The organism is Betaproteobacteria bacterium, assembly GCA_016791345.1.
Classification (GTDB): domain Bacteria; phylum Pseudomonadota; class Gammaproteobacteria; order Burkholderiales; family JAEUMW01; genus JAEUMW01.
Genome location: JAEUMW010000215.1, coordinates 1 through 21,158, shown reverse-complemented (window position 1 = coordinate 21,158; position 21,158 = coordinate 1). Strand labels below are relative to the sequence as shown.

The 21,158-nt window shown below is 66.7% G+C and carries 16 protein-coding genes; 5 read left to right on the top strand and 11 right to left on the bottom strand.

Annotated elements, in window-relative coordinates; translation table 11 throughout:
* From JNK68_08270 to JNK68_08230, 9 genes are all read right to left on the bottom strand, one after another.
* Positions 1-276, bottom strand: a 276-nt coding sequence (locus tag JNK68_08270; protein MBL8540354.1) for a nuclear transport factor 2 family protein, incomplete at its 3' end; no start/stop codon positions are given.
* Entirely contained in the window at positions 273-1,286 is a 1,014-nt protein-coding gene (waaF, locus tag JNK68_08265; GenBank protein MBL8540353.1) for a lipopolysaccharide heptosyltransferase II, read from the bottom strand. The genes JNK68_08270 and waaF, both read right to left, overlap by 4 nt.
* A 44-nt stretch (positions 1,287-1,330) precedes the next feature.
* On the bottom strand, positions 1,331-2,020 hold the full coding sequence (locus JNK68_08260) for a haloacid dehalogenase type II (GenBank protein ID MBL8540352.1): 690 nt from the start codon (positions 2,018-2,020) through the stop codon (positions 1,331-1,333).
* A gap of 64 nt (positions 2,021-2,084) precedes the next feature.
* Entirely contained in the window at positions 2,085-2,291 is a 207-nt protein-coding gene (locus JNK68_08255; protein MBL8540351.1) for a zinc-finger domain-containing protein, read from the bottom strand.
* Complete coding sequence (locus JNK68_08250) at positions 2,269-3,228, bottom strand: branched-chain amino acid transaminase (GenBank protein ID MBL8540350.1); 960 nt, start codon at positions 3,226-3,228, stop codon at positions 2,269-2,271. The genes JNK68_08255 and JNK68_08250 overlap by 23 nt, the downstream gene beginning before the upstream one ends.
* A 73-nt stretch (positions 3,229-3,301) precedes the next feature.
* Positions 3,302-5,119, bottom strand: coding sequence for an ATP-dependent zinc metalloprotease FtsH (ftsH, locus tag JNK68_08245; protein ID MBL8540349.1), 1,818 nt, complete (start codon positions 5,117-5,119; stop codon positions 3,302-3,304).
* 17 nt (positions 5,120-5,136) lie between these two features.
* Complete coding sequence (locus tag JNK68_08240; protein MBL8540348.1) at positions 5,137-5,454, bottom strand: hypothetical protein; 318 nt, start codon at positions 5,452-5,454, stop codon at positions 5,137-5,139.
* Positions 5,451-6,428: a DnaJ domain-containing protein gene (locus JNK68_08235; protein MBL8540347.1), complete on the bottom strand. Its 978-nt coding sequence runs from the start codon at positions 6,426-6,428 to the stop codon at positions 5,451-5,453. The genes JNK68_08240 and JNK68_08235 overlap by 4 nt, the downstream gene beginning before the upstream one ends.
* A gap of 31 nt (positions 6,429-6,459) precedes the next feature.
* Positions 6,460-7,920 (bottom strand): DegQ family serine endoprotease, encoded by a 1,461-nt coding sequence (locus tag JNK68_08230; protein MBL8540346.1) that lies wholly within the window; start codon positions 7,918-7,920, stop codon positions 6,460-6,462.
* 175 nt (positions 7,921-8,095) lie between these two features.
* Between JNK68_08230 and JNK68_08225 the strand changes: the two genes are divergently transcribed.
* A complete protein-coding gene (locus JNK68_08225; protein ID MBL8540345.1) occupies positions 8,096-9,508 on the top strand; it encodes an adenylate/guanylate cyclase domain-containing protein in 1,413 nt (470 codons plus the stop codon).
* On the opposite strand, the gene glnE is transcribed toward JNK68_08225, so the two are convergent.
* Positions 9,480-12,233 (bottom strand): bifunctional [glutamate--ammonia ligase]-adenylyl-L-tyrosine phosphorylase/[glutamate--ammonia-ligase] adenylyltransferase, encoded by a 2,754-nt coding sequence (glnE, locus tag JNK68_08220; GenBank protein ID MBL8540344.1) that lies wholly within the window; start codon positions 12,231-12,233, stop codon positions 9,480-9,482. The two genes, JNK68_08225 and glnE, sit on opposite strands and share 29 nt — an antisense overlap.
* A 45-nt stretch (positions 12,234-12,278) precedes the next feature.
* On the opposite strand from glnE, the gene JNK68_08215 reads away from it, so the two are divergent.
* Genes JNK68_08215 through tldD form a run of 3 tightly spaced genes read left to right on the top strand, consistent with a single transcriptional unit; the run spans position 12,279 to position 18,503 of the window.
* Complete coding sequence (locus tag JNK68_08215; protein ID MBL8540343.1) at positions 12,279-16,079, top strand: TIGR02099 family protein; 3,801 nt, start codon at positions 12,279-12,281, stop codon at positions 16,077-16,079.
* Positions 16,080-16,103: 24 nt separating this feature from the next.
* Positions 16,104-16,967, top strand: coding sequence for a carbon-nitrogen hydrolase family protein (locus JNK68_08210; GenBank protein MBL8540342.1), 864 nt, complete (start codon positions 16,104-16,106; stop codon positions 16,965-16,967).
* Positions 16,968-16,979: 12 nt separating this feature from the next.
* The gene (tldD, locus tag JNK68_08205) at positions 16,980-18,503 is read left to right on the top strand and encodes a metalloprotease TldD (GenBank protein ID MBL8540341.1); all 1,524 of its coding nucleotides are present in this window, start codon (positions 16,980-16,982) and stop codon (positions 18,501-18,503) included.
* Between the two features lie 62 nt (positions 18,504-18,565).
* Here the strand turns inward: tldD and JNK68_08200 are convergent, their stop codons facing one another.
* Positions 18,566-20,629, bottom strand: coding sequence for a glycosyltransferase (locus JNK68_08200; GenBank protein ID MBL8540340.1), 2,064 nt, complete (start codon positions 20,627-20,629; stop codon positions 18,566-18,568).
* A 247-nt stretch (positions 20,630-20,876) separates the two neighbouring features.
* On the opposite strand from JNK68_08200, the gene JNK68_08195 reads away from it, so the two are divergent.
* The coding region (locus tag JNK68_08195; protein MBL8540339.1) for an oligosaccharide flippase family protein at positions 20,877-21,158 on the top strand (282 nt) is incomplete at its 3' end.

Sequence of the window (21,158 nt, the reverse complement as noted above, 5' to 3'; positions counted from 1 at the left end):
GACGTTCTCGTGCAGGCTGTGGACGGCGATGCGCACGCCACGCAGGTATTGCTGCCCGGTGAGCTGGAAGTGCAGGTTCGGGCCGCCGGCGAAGATCTCGCGCCAGGAGTCGCGCACCTCGTCGAAGCCGGCGAGTCGCGGGCCGCCGGGATGCACGCAGACGATGTCCTCGTCCTCCGCCCACACGCTCATCATCGCGTCCAGATCGGCGTGCTCCAGCGCCTCGTAGAAGGCGGCTTCGGCATCCTCGGGCGTGGCGAATATCTTGACGGTCATGGCTTCTCCGCGACGGCGATCTCGGCGCGCAGGTGTGCAGGCGTGAGGTCCATCATGCACTTGAAATGCTTGAGCGGGCACTCGCGCTTGAAGCACGGGCTGCACGGCAGATCGAGCCGGACCACGCGTGCCCGCACCGACAGCGGCGGCGTGAAGCGCGGACTGCTCGATCCGAAGATGGCCACCAGCGGCCGATCGAGGGCGGCCGCAACATGCATCAGACCGGAGTCGTTGGTGACGACGAAATCGGCGCAGGACATGAGATCGACCGCTTCGTCCAGGCGCGTCTTCCCGCACAGGTTCACGCAGTCGCCGTTCGACTGCCGGACGATTTCGTCGCCGATCGCGGCGTCCTTGGGCGAGCCCAGCAGCCACACCTGCCGCCCCTCGTGCGCGAACATCGCGGCAAGCTCGGCGTAGTAGGCGGCCGGCCAGCGCTTGGCGACACCGTATTCCGCGCCCGGGCAGAACGCGATCACGCGACGGTCGGTGGCGAGCCCGAGGCGCGCGCAAGTGGCATCGCGTGCGGCGTCGTCGACGGTGAGCCGCGGCGGCGGCACCGGCCGCACCAGCGGCTTGCCCGGCGGTTCGCCGAGCGCGGCGAAGCGTTCCACCATGAGCGGCAGCGCCTTCTCGTCGAGGCGTCGGCGATCGTTGAGGAGGCCGAAGCGGGCCTCGCCGATATACCCGGTGCGCAGGGCAATGCCGGCAAAGAAGGGGATCAGCGCCGACTTGAACGAGTTCGGCAGCACCAGCGCGTGATCGTAGCGGCCGGCGAGCGTCTTTGCGAAGCGGCGACGTTCAGGCACGCCGAGCGTGCCGTGGGCAAAGGGATTCTCGAGCGTGTCATCGACTTCGGGCATCCGCCGCAGCACCGGCAGGACCCACGGCGGCGCGAGCGCCGTGAGGGTGACGCCCGCATGGCGCTCTTTCAGGCGTGCGAACAGCGGCTGTGCCAGAACGGCGTCGCCGACCCACGCTGGCGCGACGATCAGGATGCGGACGGTCACGACGGGGTGGGCAGGACAGTGCTTCGCCCCTGGCCTGCCGGCGCTCAGGTGCCTGCGGCGACGAAGGCGGGCAGATCCGCGAGGCTGGAACCCTCGGCGTCCGGCGCCACGCCCAGTTTCTCGCGCGGGAGGCCGCCGCGGTTCACCCAGAACGTGCGGAAGCCGAACCAGGTGCCGGCCGAGACGTCCCAGCCGTTGGAGGATACGAACACGATCTCGCGCGGGCTCAGGTTGAAGGCATGCGTGGCGAGCTGATAGGCGCGAAAGTCGGTCTTGTAGGTCTTGACCGCGTCGACCGACAGCAGGTGATCGAACACGTCGTCCAGCCCGGCGTGGCGGGTGAGCGTTGCGAGCATCGCCGGACTGCCGTTGGAGAGAATCGAAAGCCCGTGGCCGGCCGCCTTGAGGCTGCGCAGCACGTCGACGACTTCCGGGAAAGGCGAAAGCCGCAGGTACTGGTCGAGCAGCGCGAGTCGAGCGTCTTCGGACAGGTGCAGGCCGATTCGCTCCGTGGCGTAGCGCAGCGCATCCTCCGTGACCCGCGAGAAGTCGACGTAGCGGTCCGACATCGCGCGCAGCCACGTGTATTCGAGCTGCTTCAACCGCCAGAGCTGCGAGAGTGCGTCGCCCTGGCCGGGGAAGAGGGCATCGGCACGCTCGCGCACGGAGTGAACGTCGAACAGCGTTCCATAGGCGTCGAAAGCGATCGCGCGGGGGGGCGAGGTTTCACTCATGGCGGAACTCGATGGCGGACGGCGAGGGCGGCGCGCGATGACGCCGCCAGGTCTGGGCGGGGCGTCAGTGATGGCCGGCGACGGGACCGCCCTTCAGCCGATAGCGCGTGCCGCAGTAGGGACAGAGCGCTTCGCCCGTGTCGACGATGTCGAGGAACACGCGCGGATGCGCATTCCACAGCATCATCCACGGCATCGGACAGTGCAGCGGCAGGTCGTCCGCCGTCACCTCGACCTCGCGGCTCGCGTTAACCGACTTTTCTTTCTGCATGCGTCGTTACCTCCCTTTGCACTGGCGAGAGCCAGTCGCGATGATTCTCGGCGCGCCCCTGCACGCAGTCGAAGAACAGCGCCTGCAGGCGGGTGGTGATGGGGCCGCGCGTACCGGCGCCGATGGTGCGGTTGTCGAGTTCGCGGATCGGCGTCACCTCGGCTGCGGTGCCGGTGAAGAATGCCTCGTCGGCGCAGTAGACCTCGTCGCGGGTGATGCGCTTTTCGATCACCGGCACGCCGATCTCGGCGGCGAGCGTCACGATGGTGTCGCGCGTGATGCCTTCCAGGGCAGAGGTGAGATCGGGCGTGTAGAGCCGGTCGTTGCGCACGATGAAGATGTTCTCGCCCGAGCCCTCCGCCACGAAACCGTCGACATCGAGTAGCAGCGCCTCGTCGTAGCCGTCGTGCACCGCCTCCTGGTGCGACAGGATGGAGTTGCTGTAGCTGCCGACGGCCTTCGCCTTGCACATGGTGATGTTCACGTGGTGGCGGGTGAAGGAGGAGGTCTTGACGCGGATGCCTTTCTCCAGACCCTCCTTGCCGAGATACGCGCCCCACGGCCAAGCCGCCACCGCCACGTGTGTCGACAGGGTACGCGCCGAGATGCCCAGCGCCTCCGAGCCGTAGAACGCGATCGGGCGGATGTAACAGCTTTCGAGATGATTCTCGCGCACCACCGCGCGCTGCGCTTCGGCGAGCGTTGCCTTGTCCCACGGCATCTTCATGCCGAAGATGTGGGCGGAGCGGAACAGACGCTCGGTGTGCTCCTGCAGGCGGAAGATGGCGGTCCCGATCTCCGTGTTGTACGCGCGCACGCCTTCGAAGACCCCCATCCCGTAGTGCAGGGTGTGGGTGAGGACGTGGGTCGTGGCCTCGCGCCACGGCACCATGTGGCCGTCATACCAGATGAGGCCATCGCGGTCAGCCATCGACATGGAACATCTCCCTGGATACCAAACCGCGAATTTTAGCCGCTTTGGGGCAGCGGCTCCACGGGAACAGGTCGCCTTACGTGGCCATGGCCTCGGTGCGCAACGCCCCGAGGTCCTGCTCGTTGAGCGTTTCCTTGCGTAGCAGTTCCTGTGCGCCGCGTTCGAGCAGCGGCCGGCGCTGCACGAGGAGGTCGACGGTGCGGTCGAACGCCGCATCCACGATGTTGCGTACCGCGCAGTCGATCTCGCGCGCGGTCTCTTCGCTGTAGCTGCGCTCGGCCGGGAGCGTGCCCGGTGCGCCGAGGAAGGACGGGCGCTCGACGTCGTAGGAGACGTGTCCGAGCTTCGCATCCATGCCGTAGCGCATCACCATGCTGCGGGCGATGTTGGTGACCTTGGAGAGATCGTCGGCGGCGCCGGTCGAGAGGTGGCCGAACACGACGTGCTCCGCGGCGCGCCCGCCGAGCAGCACCGCCATCTTGTTCTCGAGCTCTTCGCGCGTCATCAGGAAGCGGTCCTCGGTCGGCCGCTGGATCGTGTAGCCGAGCGCCCCGACGCCGCGGGGGATGATCGACACCTTGTGCACCGCGTCCGATCCCGGCAGCGCCATGGCGACGAGCGCGTGTCCCATTTCGTGGTAAGCGACGACGCGCCGCTCCTCCGGATTGAGCACGCGGTTCTTCTTTTCCAGCCCGGCGATGATCCGCTCGACCGCCTGCGTGAAATCGTCGAGCGTGATCGAGTCGCCGCCGCGCCGCGTGGCGAGCAGCGCCGCCTCGTTCACGAGATTCGCGAGATCGGCGCCGGAGAAACCCGGTGTCAGCGCCGCGACCTTCTCGATCGCCACGTCGGCCGCGAGGTGCACCTTCCTGATGTGCACGGCGAGGATCTGCATCCGGCCCTGCTTGTCCGGCCGGTCGACCAGCACCTGGCGGTCGAAGCGCCCGGCGCGCAGCAGGGCGGGGTCGAGGATCTCCGGGCGGTTGGTGGCGGCGAGCAGCACCAGTCCCTGCGCCGGGTCGAAGCCGTCCATTTCGACCAGCAGCTGGTTGAGCGTCTGTTCCTTCTCGTCGTGACCCGCACCCGGAAAGGCGCTGCGTGCCCGCCCCAGCGCGTCGAGTTCGTCGATGAAGATGATGGCCGGGGCTTTCGCACGGGCCTGCTCGAAGAGGTCGCGCACGCGGGCTGCGCCTACGCCGACGAACATCTCCACGAACTCCGATCCACTGATCGAGAAGAACGGCACGCCTGCTTCGCCGGCGACGGCTCGCGCGAGCAGGGTCTTGCCGGTGCCGGGCGGGCCGACCAGGAGAATGCCCTTCGGACTGCGCGCGCCGAGCCGGCCGTAACCCTGCGGGTTCTTGAGGAACGTGACGATCTCCTTGAGTTCCTCCTTCGCCTCGTCGACGCCGGCGACATCGGCGAACGTCACCTTGGTGTCGGTCTCGACATAGACCTTCGCCTTGCTCTTGCCGATTGAGAGGAAGCCGCCGCCCAGGCCCTGGCGCTCGGCGAACTTGCGCATGACGAAGATCCAGATGGCGAAGAAGGCGACCGCCGGAATCACCCAGCCCAGGATGTCGCGCAGGAACGTGCTCTCGACCACGCCCGTGAACTTGACGTTGTACTGGTCGAGATCTTTCGCGAGATCGGGATCGACGCGCGTCGTCACGAACTTGCTGCGGCCATCCGGCAGCGGCTGCTTGAGCTCGCCCTGGATGTAGTTGTTGGTGATGGAGATCTCCTTCACCTTGCCGTCCTTCAGGAATTCCTGGAACTGGCTGTAGGGGACCGGCTCGATGGTGCGCGCCTGCACCCACAGGTCGTGCAGGAAGAGCACGGCCAGCGTGGCGAGGATGAGATACCAGATGTTGAACTGGGTCTGTTTCTCCATCTTCATGGGCAGCCGTGTCACCGCGGCAGCTGGCACTCGAGCTGGTGGATGCGTGCTTCCAGGGCTTCCATGCGCTGCAGCAGATCGATCGCCAGCGCCATGCCGGCGGCGTTCAGCTCGAAGTGCGCGCGCAGACGGGCGGCGGTCCGGGCACGCAGCAGCGCCTGCGCGGGAAACGCGAGCGGCGAAGGACGCGCGGGTTCGATCACGCCGAAGTCGAGCAGCGTTTCCACCTCGTCGCGGGTGAGGCCGGAGGCGACCAGCAGTTCGTCCAGCGACAGGGATGACTCGCCGGTAGCGATCAGGGTTCCCTCGAGGATTTCGTTGACGGTCATGGCGCGCTCCGCATGAGTTCACGGCGCGGGTCGAAGTCGGATGCCTCGCGCAATCCCTCGAAGAGCTCCCGCTCGCGCGGCGACAGGGTAGGGGGGGTCACGATCTTCAGCAGACAGAAGAAGTCCCCGTGGCCGTGGTGCGGCTTGGGCAGGCCCTTGCCGCCGAGTCGCAGCTTGGCGCCGGAGGAGGATCCGGGGGGAATGCGCAGTCGCACCTTGCCGGAGAGCGTGGGGATCTCCACCTCGGCGCCGAGCGCCGCCTCCCACGGGGTGATCGGCAATTCCAGATAGAGATCGTGCTGGTCGGCGCGCAGAAAGGGATGCGGTGCGAGTTCCACCGTCAGATAGAGGTCGCCGGGCTCCGCGCCGCCCATGCCCGGGCTGCCCTTGCCCGGCACGCGCAGCTTCTGGCCAGTGGTGGCACCCTTCGGAATGCGCACCTTCACCCTGCGCTCGGCCATCTGGACCCGCCCGTCCGGGAGGTGCTCCGGGACGCGCATGACGAATTCGCGCACGACACCCGCGGCTGCCTCGTCGAGCGTCACCTCGACTTTTGCCTCGATGTCCTGACCGCGCATTGCGAAACTGTGCCTTCCCCCGGGCGCCTGACCGTGACCCGTCGAGAACTGCCCGCCGAAGAGGTCACGGAAGAAGTCGCTGAATTCGGCGCCCCGAAACTCTGCGCCGTGCTCGCCGAACCCGGGACCTTGCTGGAACTGGAAGTCCCATCCGGGCGGAGGCTCGAAGTGCTGTCCCGGCTGGTGGTAACCGAGGCGGTCGTAGGCGGCGCGCTTCTCGGTGTCGCGCAGGACTTCGTAGGCTTCTGCGACCTCCTTGAATTTCTCCTCGGCGCCAGCCTCCTTCGAGACATCGGGATGATACTTGCGCGCGAGCTTGCGGTAGGCCTTCTTGATGTCGTCGGCCGACGCCTCGCGGGCAACGCCGAGGGTTTCGTAGTAGTCCTTGTATTTCATCGGAACGTAACTGGGGGCGGATTGACAGCGATCAAGTCCCGGGTGCGGCATCGGGTCGCACGGCGATGTACAGCGCGCGACCTCCGCGCTGCACCAGCAATGCAACCGCGTGGTCCGGCGGCTGCTGAGCGAGGAGCTTGTTGAAGGTGCTCAGGCTGGACACCGGCTCGTCGTTGACGGCCATCACGACGTCCCCCTCGCGGATGCCTGCCTTCGCGGCAGCGCCGACCGCGCTTTCGACGAACAGACCCGAGCTCACGTTGAGCTCACGCCGCTCGGCTTCGTCGAGCTCGCTCAGGACGAGACCCAGGCGATTGGGCGGCACGGTCTGCTCGCGCGGCCGCTCGGCGGGACGCTCTTCGGTCATCTGCTCGATGACCACTGCGAGCTCGCGACTCTTGCCGCGGCGCCAGAACTGGAGCGGGACCTCGGTGCCGGGAACGGTCGCCGCCACCATCGGTGGCAGCTCGCCCGAGCTGCCGATCGCCTTGCCGCCGAAGGCGGTGATGACGTCGCCTGAGCGGATGCCTGCGTTCGCGGCGGGGCTGCCGTCCTCGACCTCGGCGACGAGGGCGCCGGCGGGGGCATCGAGGTTGAACGAGCCCGCGAGCTCCGGCGTCACGTCCTGGATCTGCACGCCGAGCCAGCCGCGGGTCACCTTGCCCTTGGCGCGCAGCTCCTCGCTGATCTTGATCGCGAGATCGATCGGGATGGCGAAGGAAAGACCCATGTAGCCGCCGGTGCGGCTGTAGATCTGCGAGTTGATGCCGACCACGGCGCCGTTGAGATCGAACAGCGGTCCGCCGGAGTTGCCGGGATTGATCGCGACGTCGGTCTGGATGAACGGGACGAGGCTCTCGTCCGGCAACGCCCGTCCGACCGCGCTCACGATACCTGCGGTGACGCTGTTCTCGAAACCGAACGGCGACCCGATGGCGACCACCCATTCGCCGACCTTGAGCGCCGAGGGATCGCCGATGCGGACGGTGGGCAGGTGCTCGGCGTCGATCTTCAGGAGGGCGACATCGGTGCGCGCGTCGGCGCCGATGACCCGGGCGGTGAATTCACGCTTGTCCGTGAGGCGGACGGTCACTTCATCGGCGTCGTCCAGCACATGGGCATTGGTGAGGATGTAGCCGTCCTCGCTCAGGATGAAGCCGGAGCCGAGAGAGTTCGACGGATCCTCCCGTTCCGCCGGTGGCGTGCGCCGGAAGAAATCCTGCAGGGGATGATCCTCGGGGACGCCCGGAATACTGGCGGCGGCGAATGGACCGGTCTGCGTCGTGCTGACGTTCACCACGGCCACGCCCTGCTTTTCAACGAGCGTCGTGAAGTCCGGCAGTTGCAGCAGCGCAGAGCGTGACGCGACAAGGGCGGCCGGAGCTTCCAGCGAGGGCGTGGCCTCCCTCTCACAGGCGGCAAGGAGCAGTGCCACGACGATGAGCCCGAGGGCGCGGCTGGCGGAGGATGGGAGCAGAACTTGCTTCGACATGGCACCTGGATCAGAGCTGGAGCAGCGCGAGCAGCGCGACGGAAAGCGCGCGGGTAGCCCCGGATGACAAGGAGGCGGCCCCCTCGACGATTCAGGTCCGTGCGTCTTGCGCCTGGTCGAGCATCGCGTGCACTGCGCTGATCCCGACCTCACCCAGTTTCTCGTAGCGTTATCGATGGCACGTACGTCACGGCCACAGGCCGGCATTATAGGGGCAGCGGCGCGTTCCGCAGCGGTTCGGGCGCCGGTCGCGGATCCTGCCCGCAAGCCGTTCCGCGGCAGCATCTTCGCCGGACTCACCGAGCAGATCATCTCGGAGAACGACACCGAGGAGGAAAAGCTCAACAAGACGCTGCTCGTTTTCGCCTGCGGCCTGATGACCTTCGCCGCAATGATCTGGCTGCTCATCTACTGGGCGATGGGCATCAAGTTCTCCGTGGCCGTCCCGCTGAGCTATCAGGTCATTTCGGCGGTGAGCCTGGTGCATTACCTCAAGACCCGTAACTTCGCGTTCTTCCGCTTCTCCCAGGTCTCGCTTTTCCTGTTCGTGCCGTTCGTCATGCAGTGGAGCATCGGCAGCTACGTCGCTTCCAGCGGCGTGATGCTGTGGGCGCTGCTGGCGCCGGTGGGCGTCATGGTGTTCCAGGGGCCGCGCGAGTCGATTCCGTGGTTCTTCGCCTACCTCGTGCTGACGGGCGTCTCCGGATTTTTCGACTACTACCTCTCGTCCGGCGCGGAGTCGGGCGTGCCGCTGCGCACGATCGCCGTGTTCTTCGCGCTCAACTTCGCGGCGATGTCGTCCATCGTCTATCTCATCATGAGCATGTTCGTGCGCGAGAAGTCGCGCCTCAAGAGCGAGCTCGACGAGAAGCACCATCTGCTGAAGGAGGAACGGGACAAGTCGGAGCGGCTGCTGCTCAACATCCTGCCGGCGCCGATTGCGGATCGCCTCAAGGACGACCAGAGCACGATCGCCGACGGTTACGCCGACGCGACCGTCATGTTCGCGGACATCGTGAACTTCACCCGGCTTTCCGACGAGTTGCCGCCAAGCGAAGTGGTCACGCTCCTGAACGAAGTATTCTCCTCGTTCGACGCGCTGGCGGAGAAATACCACGTCGAAAAGATCAAGACCATCGGCGACGCGTACATGGTCGCGGGCGGGGTGATCGGCAACGATGCCGGCTACAGCGCGGCCGTGCTGGGCATGGCGCTCGATGCGCGCGAGGTCGTCCGGCGCCATCCCCTGCTCGGCAGCGAGCGCTCCGGCATCCACATCGGCATCGCGAGCGGTCCGGTGGTGGCGGGCGTCATCGGGCGCAAGAAGTTCATCTACGATCTCTGGGGCGATACCGTCAATGTCGCGAGCCGGCTCTCGTCCGAGGCGGGCGCGGGCGACATCAACGTCGACGAAGCCACTGCGCGCCGCCTGAAACATCAGTTCCGTTTCGAGGGCCCGGAACTCTTGCCGATCAAGGGTAAGGGGACGCTGCCGGTCTATCGCCTGGTCGCGCGCCTGGCCGGTGAGTCGGTGGCTCAAACCGGGTATCCGGCCAACGTCACGCCGCTCGCCCGCCGTCCGGCGTAGCAGCCGCTCCGAAAACGCAGTCCCACAAAGCGAGCACTGCTTCGATGTGGACGGCCACGCGCTCGCGCGGCACGCGGGCGTACTTCTCCCCCTGCAGCCGCAGCATGTGCTGGAGTCCGCGGAATTCCCGATAGGCGTCGAAGGCGCCGAGCGCAAGGGGCTCGGGGATGAGGCCGAGCTGCGCCGCCAGCTTGAGCAGCGCCAGATTCCCGATGTTGCCGGTGAGTTCGGCGTGCCGGCAGGCATGGCCCGGGACCAGGAACTGCACGATAAACTCCACGTCGACGAGCCCGCCGCGGTCGTGCTTCAGGTCGAAGAGCTTGCTGCGGTTGGGATGTCCTTCCAGCATCTGCGTGCGCATCGCGGCCACCTTCTCGCGCAGCACGACGAGGTCGCGCGGCGTGCGCAGCATCTCCACGCGCAGTTCCTCGAAGCGCGCACCGAGCGCGCGATCGCCGGCAGCGAAGCGGGCCCGGGTGAGCGCCTGGTGTTCCCACGGCCATGCCTTGTGACGCTGGTATTCCGCGAACGCCTCGAAGGGGCTCACGAGCAGTCCGCTCGCACCGTCCGGTCGCAGTCGCAGATCCGTCTCGTAGAGAATGCCGCCGGGCGTGATGGTGGTGAGCCAGCCGCTGATGCGCTGGGCGAGGCGCGCATACTGCACCGGCGCTTCCGCCGCAGCGTCGTCGTACAGGAAGATGATGTCGAGATCGGTGGCATAGCCGAGCTCCTTCCCGCCGAGCTTGCCGTAGCCGATGATCGCGAAGCGCGGCTCCGCTCGGTGGCGCGTCTTGAGGCCTTCCCACGCGAGTCGCAGTACTTCGGCGAGGATGACGCAGGCGAGGTCGCTCAGGTGATCGCTCAAGGACTCCAGCGGGAGGTCGCCGGCGAGGTCCTGTGCCGCCAGGTGGATCGTCTGGGTGTGCTTGAAGTGACGCAGGGCCTCCATCTGCCGCTCGGTGTCGCCGGCCAGTTCGTCGAGCCGCGCACGCAGCGCGGCGGCAAGCTCGTCGCGACCGGGCGTCGCGTAGAGGATGCGCGGGTCGAGGAGCTCGTCGAGTAGCACCGGATAGAGCGCGAGGTAGTCCGCTGCCCACGGGCTCGCCGAGCAGAGCTGGGCCAGCCGCTCGATCGCCTGCGGATATTCGAGAAGAAGCGACAGGTACGCGCTTCGCGTCGCGATGCTCTCCAGCAGTTTCAGCATCCGCTCGAGCGTCGCGTCCGGTCCGGGGTGTCGCGTCGCCTCGTCGACGAGCTGCGGCAGCAGGCGGTCGACGCGCCCCTGGCCGGCCGAAGACAGGCTCTTGTAGCGCAGCCCCCGGCGCAGTTCCCGCAGCCGGTGCAGGATTGCGGGAGCATCGACGAACCCCTGACGGGCGAGCAGCGCAACCGCATCCTCGTCGGCGATCGTCCCGCGCCAGACGGCCGCGCAGGGCGCCGATCCCGGTTGCGGTTCGTGCCCGGCGAAGATGTCCTCGAAGTGCCGCGTTACCCGCTGGCGGTGTCGGTGCAGCGCTTCCAGGAACTCGCCGTAACCCGCATAGCCCATCGACTCGGCGATCAGCGCGCAATCGACGTCATGCGCCGGCAGCGTCTGCGTCTGGCGGTCGTCGAGGTATTGCAGCCGGTGCTCGAGATTGCGCAGGAAGACGTAGGCGGCTTCGAGCTCGTGCACCGATTCGGTGGTGAGCAGATGGCGCTCGGCCAGCGCATGCAGCACCGCGAGCGTCGGGCGGATGCGCAGTGCCGCAACCTGGCCGCCGCGGATCAGCTGAAACACCTGCGCCAGGAACTCGATCTCGCGGATGCCGCCGGGCCCGAGCTTGATGTTGTTGCCGAGATCGCGCCGGCGCACCTCCTGACGGATCTGGCTGTGCAGGTCGCGCATCGAGCCGAAGGCGTTGAAGTCGAGGTGGCGGCGATAGACGAAGGGCCGCACGATCGCATCGAGCGCTTCCGCCCCGCGCCCGCAGACGACGCGTGCCTTGATCCACGCGTAGCGTTCCCACTCGCGGCCCTGCGCGATGAAGTAATTCTCCAGCGCCGGCAGGCTGACGACGAGCGGACCGCTGTCGCCATAGGGTCGCAGACGCATGTCGACGCGAAACACGTAGCCGTCCGCCGTCGAGTCGTTCAGGGCGGCGATGATGGCGCGACCAACGCGCGTGAAATACTCGTGATTGCTGATCGACACGGGCCCGTTCGTGTTGCCTTCCTCCGTGTACACGAACACGAGATCGACGTCGGACGAGGCGTTGAGCTCGGAGCCGCCGAGCTTGCCCATGCCGACGACCATGAGATCGACCGGCGCCGTGGTCTCTTCGGTTGTCGGTGCTCCGTGCCGTTCCGCTAGCGTGCGCGAAGCGTGGTTCGCCGCGCACGCAATGGTCTCTTCGGCGAGTGCCGTGGTGGTTGCGACGACCTCCGCAAGATCGGCGAGACCGCCCACGTCGCGTGTGATCAGGCACAGCATCACGCGCTTGCGCAATGCGCGGAGGCGCGTGTACAGCGCACCGCGATCCTTCTCGGCATCGCAGGCAAGGTAGGTCTGCATGGCGGCGCGCGAGAACGGACGCGTCAGGTCCACCTCGGCGGCAAGCCGTGGCTCGGCTTCCAGCAGTCGCGCCACGTAGCGGGAGTGACGGCGGGCAGCCGCCAGCAGATCGGATGCAGCAGGAACCGAGACGGCTGCTGCGGCCGATGGGTTCGCGGTAGAATTCGACACCGCGCCATTCTACTCTCGAGTCGCCTCCCTCCCCGCAGACGGCCAGTGCCACTCCTCCGCAGCCTCCACTGGGTGAAGCACGGTGGCCTCTGGCTCTACAAGCTCGCGACGATTGCGGTTCTGCTCACCGGTTTCGGCTTTGCAGCCATCGTGCTCGGCCTGCGCTACTACCTGCTGCCCGACATCGACCGCTATCGTCCTGACATCGAAGCGCTGGCGAGCGATGCACTGGGTGCGCCGGTCACGGTCGGGCACATCGACGCCGACTGGAACGGACTGCGACCGCAGCTCAACTTTACCGATCTGCGCATCGCCGATCCGCAGGGTCGCACCGGGCTGGCGCTGAACGAGGTCCATGCCACACTCTCGTGGCATTCGCTCGTGCTGCTGCAACCCGTCTTCCATGCTCTCGAGATCGATCGGCCGACGCTGGTCCTGCGCCGCTCCGTCGATGACGTTCTCTGGATCGCGGGCGTGCCGCTCGCCGGGGGAGAGGACGACGGGACGCTGGGCGATTCGCTGCTGCGGCACCGGCAGATCATCGTCCTCGATGCGACGGTGATCTGGCTGGACGAGAAGCTCGCCGCACCCGAACTCAAGCTCACCGGCGTCGATTTCCGGCTGGACAACCGCGGCCAGCGCCATCGCTTCGGGTTGCGCGCCCGGCCGCCGCCAGAGCTTGCTTCGCCGCTCGATGTGCGCGGTGATCTGCGCGGTCGGCGCCTGTCGGCCCTCGCAAACTGGAACGGTCTGATCTATGTCGCGCTCGAGTACACGGATCTCGCGCTGTGGCGGCAGTGGCTGCCGTGGTCGGAGATGCCGACGCGCGGCAGCGGGGCGCTCCGCGCGTGGCTCGACGTCTCCGACGGGGCCGTCGGCCAGGTCACGGGAGATCTTCGCCTCGCCGACGTCCTGGCCCGCCTCGACCCGCACCTGCCGGAACTCGCCCTGCAGCAGGTGAACGGGCGGCTGGCGTGGCGCCGCCAGCCGAACGGCTTCGAGGTCTCGTCGCGGGCACTGGCCTTCGCCACGCCGGCAGGGGCAAGTCCGCAACCGCTGGATCTCACGCTGCAGCGCGTGGTGGGAGAGGGCAAGACCCCGGATCGTCTCGACCTGCGCGCGAACGTCCTCGATCTCACACTGCTCACCGCACTTGGCGACCGGCTGCCGATCGGCGACGAGGTGCGTCACGAACTCGTCGCGGTCGATGCACAGGGGCTCTGGCGCGACGTCAATCTGAGTCTTACGGGGCCCTTCGGGGAGCCCGCCGCGTTTCGCCTTGCCGGCCGCTTCGAGGATTTGGCGGTGCGCCCGGGGCCGGTGTGGCCGGGTGTCGAAGGCCTGGACGGGAGCATCGATGCGACCGAAAAGGGCGGCAACGTGACGTTGAAGACGCGCGACGTGCTGCTGGACGCGCCCACGGTTTTTCACGATCCGCTCGCGTTCGACACCATCGACGCCCAGGTCGCATGGACCGTGGCCGGCAGTCGCCTCGACGTGAAGGCCGCGAACCTCGCGTTTTCCAACCGCGATCTGGCCGGCAGCGTGAGCGGGACGTATCACCGTGAAGCAAACAGCGCCGGTGCGGTCGATGTGAACGCCTCGATTCCGCGGCTCGATCCGCTGTTCATCGCTCGCTACCTGCCGCGGGTGGTCGGACCGGACACGCGTGAATGGCTCGAGCGCTCGCTGCAGGGAGGGCGTCTCACCGACGCCCGTTTCAGGGTCAAGGGCGACATCGAGCAGTTTCCGTGGCCCGGCGACCGCAATGGCCAGTTCTCCGTCCACGCAAAGGTCGACGAGATCGCGTTGAAGTTCGACGAAGACTGGCCGCAACTGGAGGACGTCAGGGGAACGCTGTCGTTCCAGGGCGAGGGACTGGAAGTAGTCGCGCAGAGCGCTACCACGCGCGGTCTGCGGATCTCGAAGGTGCGCGGCGTGATCAAGGATCTGTATCACGATCACCCGCGCCTGGACATCGGCGGCGAGGCGACCGGCACGACGTCGGAATTCCTCGCCTTCATCGAGGAAAGCCCGGTCGGAGCGCGAATCGGTCACTTCCACCGCGAGGTCCAGGCCGCGGGCTCGGGCCGGCTGGAGGCGAAGCTGGAGGTTCCGCTCAACACGGCTCGCGACACGCGTGTGGCGGGCAGCTATCTCTTCGAAGGCAATCGGCTGCTCTTCGCGGGCGACGTACCGCCGGTCGACCAGGTCAACGCCCGGCTGGAGTTCACGGAGAACGGCATCCGCATGCAGAACGGTTCGGCGGTCACGGTTGGCGGGCCGGCAACCGTAAACATCGACACCGAGGGCGGTGCGGTGCGGATCGCGGTCAGCGGCCGCGCCGATGTGGACGCTTTCCGGCGGCAGGGCGCCGATTACTTCTGGCTGCAATACCTGCGCGGCAGCGCGGCGTGGCGGGGCTCGATCGTGCTGAAGGAGGGGTTGGCCGATTACCTGTTCGAGTCCGATCTGCAGGGCGTGGGATCCACGTTCCCGCCGCCGCTCGCCAAGGCGCCCGGTGAGGTCCTGCCGACGCGCTTCGAGCGACGGGCGCATGGCGCCGATGCTGATCGGCTCGAGCTTGCGCTTGGCGGCGAAGCGACGGCAGCGATCGAGCGGCAGCGCAAGAACGGTGAGCTCGCGCCCACGCGTGGGGTGATCGCGCTCAACACCGAGGTCGCGCTGCCGGATGCCGGACTGTCGATCATCGGCACGACCCCCGCCGTGAATCTGAGCCGGTGGCAGTCCGTGATCGATCAGGCGCCCTCGGGCAAGACCTGGCTGCAACTCTCCGGGCTCGACGTTTCCGTCGGCACGCTGCGATGGCTGCGGCGGCCGTTTCGCGACCTGCGCCTGCAGGCGGCGCTCGCCCAGGGCGCATGGCGCGGCAAACTCGGGGGACCCGAGCTCGACGGCAATTTCGTCTACCAGCTCAAGGACAACGGCAAGCTCACCGCCCGTTTGGCCAAGCTGGTATGGCCAGCAGGCGATCCCGGCGATCGCCAGGCCGAGCCGGCAGCTGCGGCGCAGGCCGAGTCGACCGAAAAGCCGCCGGACTTCGATGTCGTCGCCGACACCTTCCGTCTGGGGGACAAGGAACTCGGCCACCTGGAGGTCGTCGCCGACGTCGAAGGCCGGGACTGGCGCATCCAGCGCATCCGCATCACCAATCCCGACGCGACGCTCGACATGACCGGCCAGTGGCGCTCGTGGCTCGCCCAGCCGACCACCGACGTGCATGTCGATCTCGGCGTCACCGATGCCGGAAAGCTGCTGAAGCGGCTCGGTTATCCTGAAGGCATCAACGGCGCGGCGTCCAAGCTCACGGGCCGCCTGGAATGGAAAGGCCGCCCGCAGGATCTCGATTTCGCGACGCTATCCGGTGAACTCACGCTGGAGACGCAGAAAGGCCATTTCCTGAAGCTCCAGCCTGGCATCGGCAAGCTGCTCGGCGTGATCAGCCTGCAATCCATTCCGCGCCGCATCAGCCTCGATTTCGGCGACATCTTCAGCGCCGGGCTTGCCTTCGACCGCATCACCGCGACGATCGCGATCACCAAAGGCGTGGCGGCGACCTCCGACTTCGTGATTCGCAGTCCGTCGGCCAGCATCGCGCTCACCGGTGACGTGGACCTCGCGGCGGAGACGCAGAATCTGCGCGTGCGCGTCGTGCCATACTTGGGCGAAAGCGTGGCGCTCGGCGCTACCGCGATCGGCGGCCCGATCGCGGGAGTCGCGGCGCTTGCCCTGCAGAAGCTCCTGCGCGATCCGGTCGGTCAGATCCTGGCCTTCGAGTATTCCGTCACCGGAACCTGGTCGGATCCGCAGGTGTCGAAAATTTGAACAGCCGGTGATCTCGCTATGGTCATGACGACACTGACGCGCTCCCACCCTCGCGACACGACGCTGCCATCTGCTGGCGCAGAACCGCCGGCATTCCGGGTGGCAGCGGTGCAGATGGCGTCGGGACCCAACGTGGAAGGCAATCTGCGCGAGGCTGCGCGGCTCGTGGAAATGGCGGCGGACAAGGGGGCGCGGCTGGTCGGGCTGCCCGAGTATTTCCCGCTCATGGGCATGAAGGATTCGGACAAGGTTGCACTTCGCGAAGCCGACGGCGACGGCCCGATGCAGGAGTTCCTGGCGGCCACGGCGCGCCGGCTCGGCATCTGGATCGTCGGTGGCACCGTGCCGCTGGAAGCGGGTGCGCCGGACAAGGTGCGCAACGCCTGCCTCGTCTTCGACGACCAAGGCAATCGTGTGGCGCGATACGACAAGATTCATCTCTTCGGCTTTGCCATGGGCGAAGAGAGTTACTCGGAACAGCGCACGATCGAGCCCGGCGATCGCGTCGTGGCCTTCGACAGCCCTTTCGGGCGCATCGGCCTGTCGATCTGCTACGATCTGCGCTTCCCCGAGCTGTATCGGGCGATGGGCCGCGTCGACGTCATCTTCATACCCGCGGCCTTCACCGAAACGACGGGGAAAGCACACTGGGAAACGCTGATCCGGGCACGGGCGATCGAGAATCTGGCGTACGTGGTGGCGCCCGCCCAGGGCGGCTACCACGTGAACGGGCGCGAAACCCATGGCAATTCCATGATCGTGGATCCGTGGGGGGTCGTCGTGGATCGTCTCCAGCGCGGTTCCGGCGTGGTCGTGGCGGGCGTGAGCCCGGCCTATCAGGCGACGCTGCGAGCGAGCCTGCCGGCGCTCGATCACCGTACCCTGTAGCAGTTTGCTTGAATGCGCCGGCGTCGGCGCAATCTATCTGTTGCCCGCCGCGGGCAATTCAGAGGAGTCGCCGTGCACAACGAAACCCGCCCCAACCATCCACTCAACACGATCGAGACGGCCACCAATCGACTGCTCGTCCCCTACGCGCTCGATACCCATCACCTGGAACGCACCTTCGGACACATCCTGGCGCACCGGGTCGACTACGCCGATCTGTACTTCCAGTACAGCCGGTCGGAGGGCTGGAGCCTGGAAGAGGGCGTGGTCAAGTCGGGCACCTTCAACATCGATCAGGGCGTGGGAGTGCGCGCGGTCAGCGGTGAGAAGACCGCCTTCGCCTATTCTGACGACATCAGCGCCGAGGCGTTGCTGTCGGCGGCGGATGCGACGCGGGCCATCGCGCGGCAGGGTGGCGACGGCGCGACTCGCGTGGTGAGTGGAGCATCGGCGCCCGCGCTCTATCGGCCGCGAGATCCACTTGCGAGCCTGAACGACGCTGACAAGGTGGCACTGCTCGAGCGCATCGAGCGCAAGTGCCGGGCGCGCGATCCACGGGTGACGCAGGTCATGGCGAGCCTCGGCGGCGAGTACGAGGTGGTTCTCTTGGCGCGCTCGGATGGTGCGCTCGCCGCCGACGTGCGGCCGCTGGTGCGTCTGTCCGTGCAGGTCATCGTCGAGGCAAACGGTCGGCGCGAGCAGGGATCGGCCGGCGGCGGCGGGCGTTTCGACTACGCCTATTTCACCGACGAGGTGCTCGACTCGTACGCGCGCGATGCCGTCGAACAGGCGCTCGTCAATCTCGACGCGCGCCCGGCGCCCGCCGGCACCATGACCGTCGTGCTCGGCCCCGGCTGGCCCGGCGTCTTGTTGCACGAGGCGGTGGGGCATGGCCTCGAAGGAGATTTCAACCGCAAGGGCAGTTCCGCGTTCTCGGGACGCCTGGGTGAGCGTGTCGCGGCACCGGGGGTCACCGTGGTCGACGACGGTACTCTGCAGGAGCGTCGCGGTTCGCTGTCGGTCGACGACGAGGGCCATCCGACCCAGCGTACGGTGCTGATCGAAGATGGCATTCTCAAGGGATACATGCAGGACGCGCTGAATGCGCGCCTGATGGGGGTCGCGGCGACCGGGAATGGGCGGCGCGAATCCTACGCCCACATCCCCATGCCGCGCATGACCAACACCTATATGCTGAACGGCGACAAGGATCCGGAGGAAATCATCCGGTCGGTGGACAAGGGCCTCTTCGCAAAGAACTTCGGCGGCGGGCAGGTCGACATCGTCAGCGGAAAGTTCGTGTTCTCGGCGGCAGAGGCTTATCTGATCGAGAACGGCCGTATTACGCATCCGGTGAAAGGGGCGACTCTGATCGGCAACGGCCCGGATGCGCTCACCCGCGTCAAGCTCATCGGCAACGACATGCGGCTCGATCCGGGGGTCGGGACCTGCGGCAAGGAAGGTCAGAGCGTACCGGTCGGCGTCGGTCAGCCGACGCTGCGCATCGACGGCCTGACGGTGGGAGGGACGGCCTGAACGGCCGTTCCACAGCCGGTCTTAGTTGAGACCCGACACGGGTCGGTGTAACGAGGCCGGCGTCAGCGGTCGCCGAGCTTTGCCCACGTCGAGTTCTGCCAGTTGATCGGCGGCTGGCGGAGCTTGTCGGGTCGATCCATCCATACCACGTTCGCATCCTGGAGCTGCGGTTCGCGGTCGCTCGATGCGCTCGAGTGCAGATCTTCCTTCCCGGTTTGCGGCCAGATGGCCAAACGGTGACCAAGATGCTCGATGCGCTTGCGCAACCGCTGCAGTTCGGCGCGGGTGTGCGACGCGGTTACCGCCGAGGCGCACAGCAGCTGCTCGCGCCATCCGATTCGGGCGCGGCGAATAGCCTGCACATGCTCGACGAAGATGCGCAGATTCGGCCAGAAGAACCGCTTGCTGCGAAGGCGCGGGTCGAGCCAGGTAGCCCGCTGATTGAGCGAGCGATAGGCCGAGGTGGATTTTCCGGAGTGGATGCGGCGATAGAGGAGCGCCTCGGGCACTTCGCTCCAGCGGCCTGCCATCGCCAGCTCCGCCAGCAGAACATGGTCGGAGCGCACGTAGTAGCCGAGTTCCGCGGTGCGGCGCAAGGCATCGGTGCGGATCAGGCCGAGCACGGGATTGCAGAGATAGATGTTGGCGAGCAGCTGGCGGATGCGAACGTGCGGTAGCGTATCCGACAGGTGAAGACCATCATCGTAGCGCCCGGTCACCCGGCTGCCGCCGTCGATGAGGAGTGTCCGCGGATATGCGAGGACTACTCCCGCATCGGCTTCCAACGCGGCGACGCAGTGTTCGAGATGATTCGGACCGCAGAGGTCATCCGCGTGGTGCCAACGGAAGAAGCGTCCACGGGCCTGACCGATCACGAAGTTGTGGTTCCACACCGCGCCGCGGTTGACCTCGTGGCGAATGTAGCGGATGCGGGCATCCTTCTCGGCATAGCCGCGGCAGATCTCGGCGCTGCGATCGTCCGAGGCGTTGTCGGAGATCACGATCTCGAAGTCCCGAAACGTCTGCGCGAGCAGCGAGTCGAGCGAAGTCTCGAGGTATTGCTCGCCGTTGTAGATCGGGACGCCGAGGGTCACCAGGGGAGCCGCCTCGGTCATCGCCGGTTCGGCCGTGCGGACCGGAAGCGGTTCCAGCTTCGGTTCAATCGACGGGGCGGGATCGATCCTGAAGTCGAGCCAGGTCGGGCCTCGCTCGCGGCACAGGCGCTTGTGTCGAGCGATGCGTGGCAACTCGCGGCACACCATGCCTGCAGCCAGAAGGGAAGGCAGCAACGGCGAAGGCGAAAGGGCGCTGATCGACCGGCTCAACCCATCGAACCCGAGGGCAGTCACCTCCCGGTACACCGAGCGCAGGAAGCTGCGCTCCGTGGGATCCTTCACGCTGCGGACGGTCTGCGCTCGGGCAAAGCGGGCACTGCGCAACAGGCGCCGCCACACCCCGCCGCGATACTCGGGCTGGTGAAACCCTCGGGCATGTCGGATGCGGGCGTGCGAGACGATGTAACAGTGGAAACCGTGATAGCGCGCACGCGCACAATAGTCGTCGTCCTCCCCGTACATGAAGAACAGCGGATCGAAACCGCCCACCTCGAGCAGGCAGCGCCGGGAAACGAGCCACGCGGCTGCGTTCACGGAGGAGACGCGGTAGCTCGCCGACAGTTGTCCGCTGTACGCTTCCGAGACGAACTCCGGGGCTTGCGGCGCCAGGTAATAGATGAGGAAGTTGCGGTCGAGCAATGACCCCGAGTCGTTCAGGTGCACCGGGCTCGCAATACCGACGTCATCGCGACCACGCATGAAGGAAACGAGCCTGGAGATGGTGTTGGGTTCCACCTCCGCGTCCTGATTCAGGAGAAACACGAAATCGGCACCGCGACGCAGCGCATGGGCAATGCCCGTGTTGTTGCCACGCCCGAAGCCTTCGTTGCGGTCCCGCTGAATGACCTCGACGCCGGGAATCGAACGGGCGATTGCAACGCTCTCGTCGCCTGACGCATTGTCGACGACGATGATCCTTACGGGGTGATCGCTCTGGCGCAGGCTTTCGAGACAGCGCTTAAGCCATGGTGCGCCGTTATAGTTCACGACGACCGCGAACACTTCGGTCATGGCGACACCTTGTTGTGTTGGGGCACGGGTCTGCACGGGAGTACGTGCGCGCTGCCCTCACGCTCCTGGCGTCCGGCAGCCCGGGTTGCATCCGATTGTTAACTGTTCGACACTTCGTTGCAAGTTCTTCTATCATTCTCCCCTGTCGTTGGGAGACGACAGCCAGAACTCCCGATTTGCCCGCAACGCCTTGCACTGCGGGCCTCGCCAGCCTCTTTGGCGGTCGCTATCAGGCTCTAAGAAATCCGTGGAATCGAATACCACAACCGTGTGCGAGCACGACGCCGACGCCCGCGCCCGCCACGACAGCGCACGAGCGCTGCGTGGCCGCGCCGTTTCCAACGCACGCTGGATCGCGGTTTCCCGCGTCGTCTCCATCGGTGTTCAACTGCTGAGCCTGGCATGGCTCTCCCGACTGCTGACTCCGGCCGATTACGGTCTCGTCGCCATGGCGATGGTGGTGACCAACCTGGCCACCCTGGTCCGCGACATGGGAATGACTCAGGCCCTCATCCAGAGAGAGTCGCTG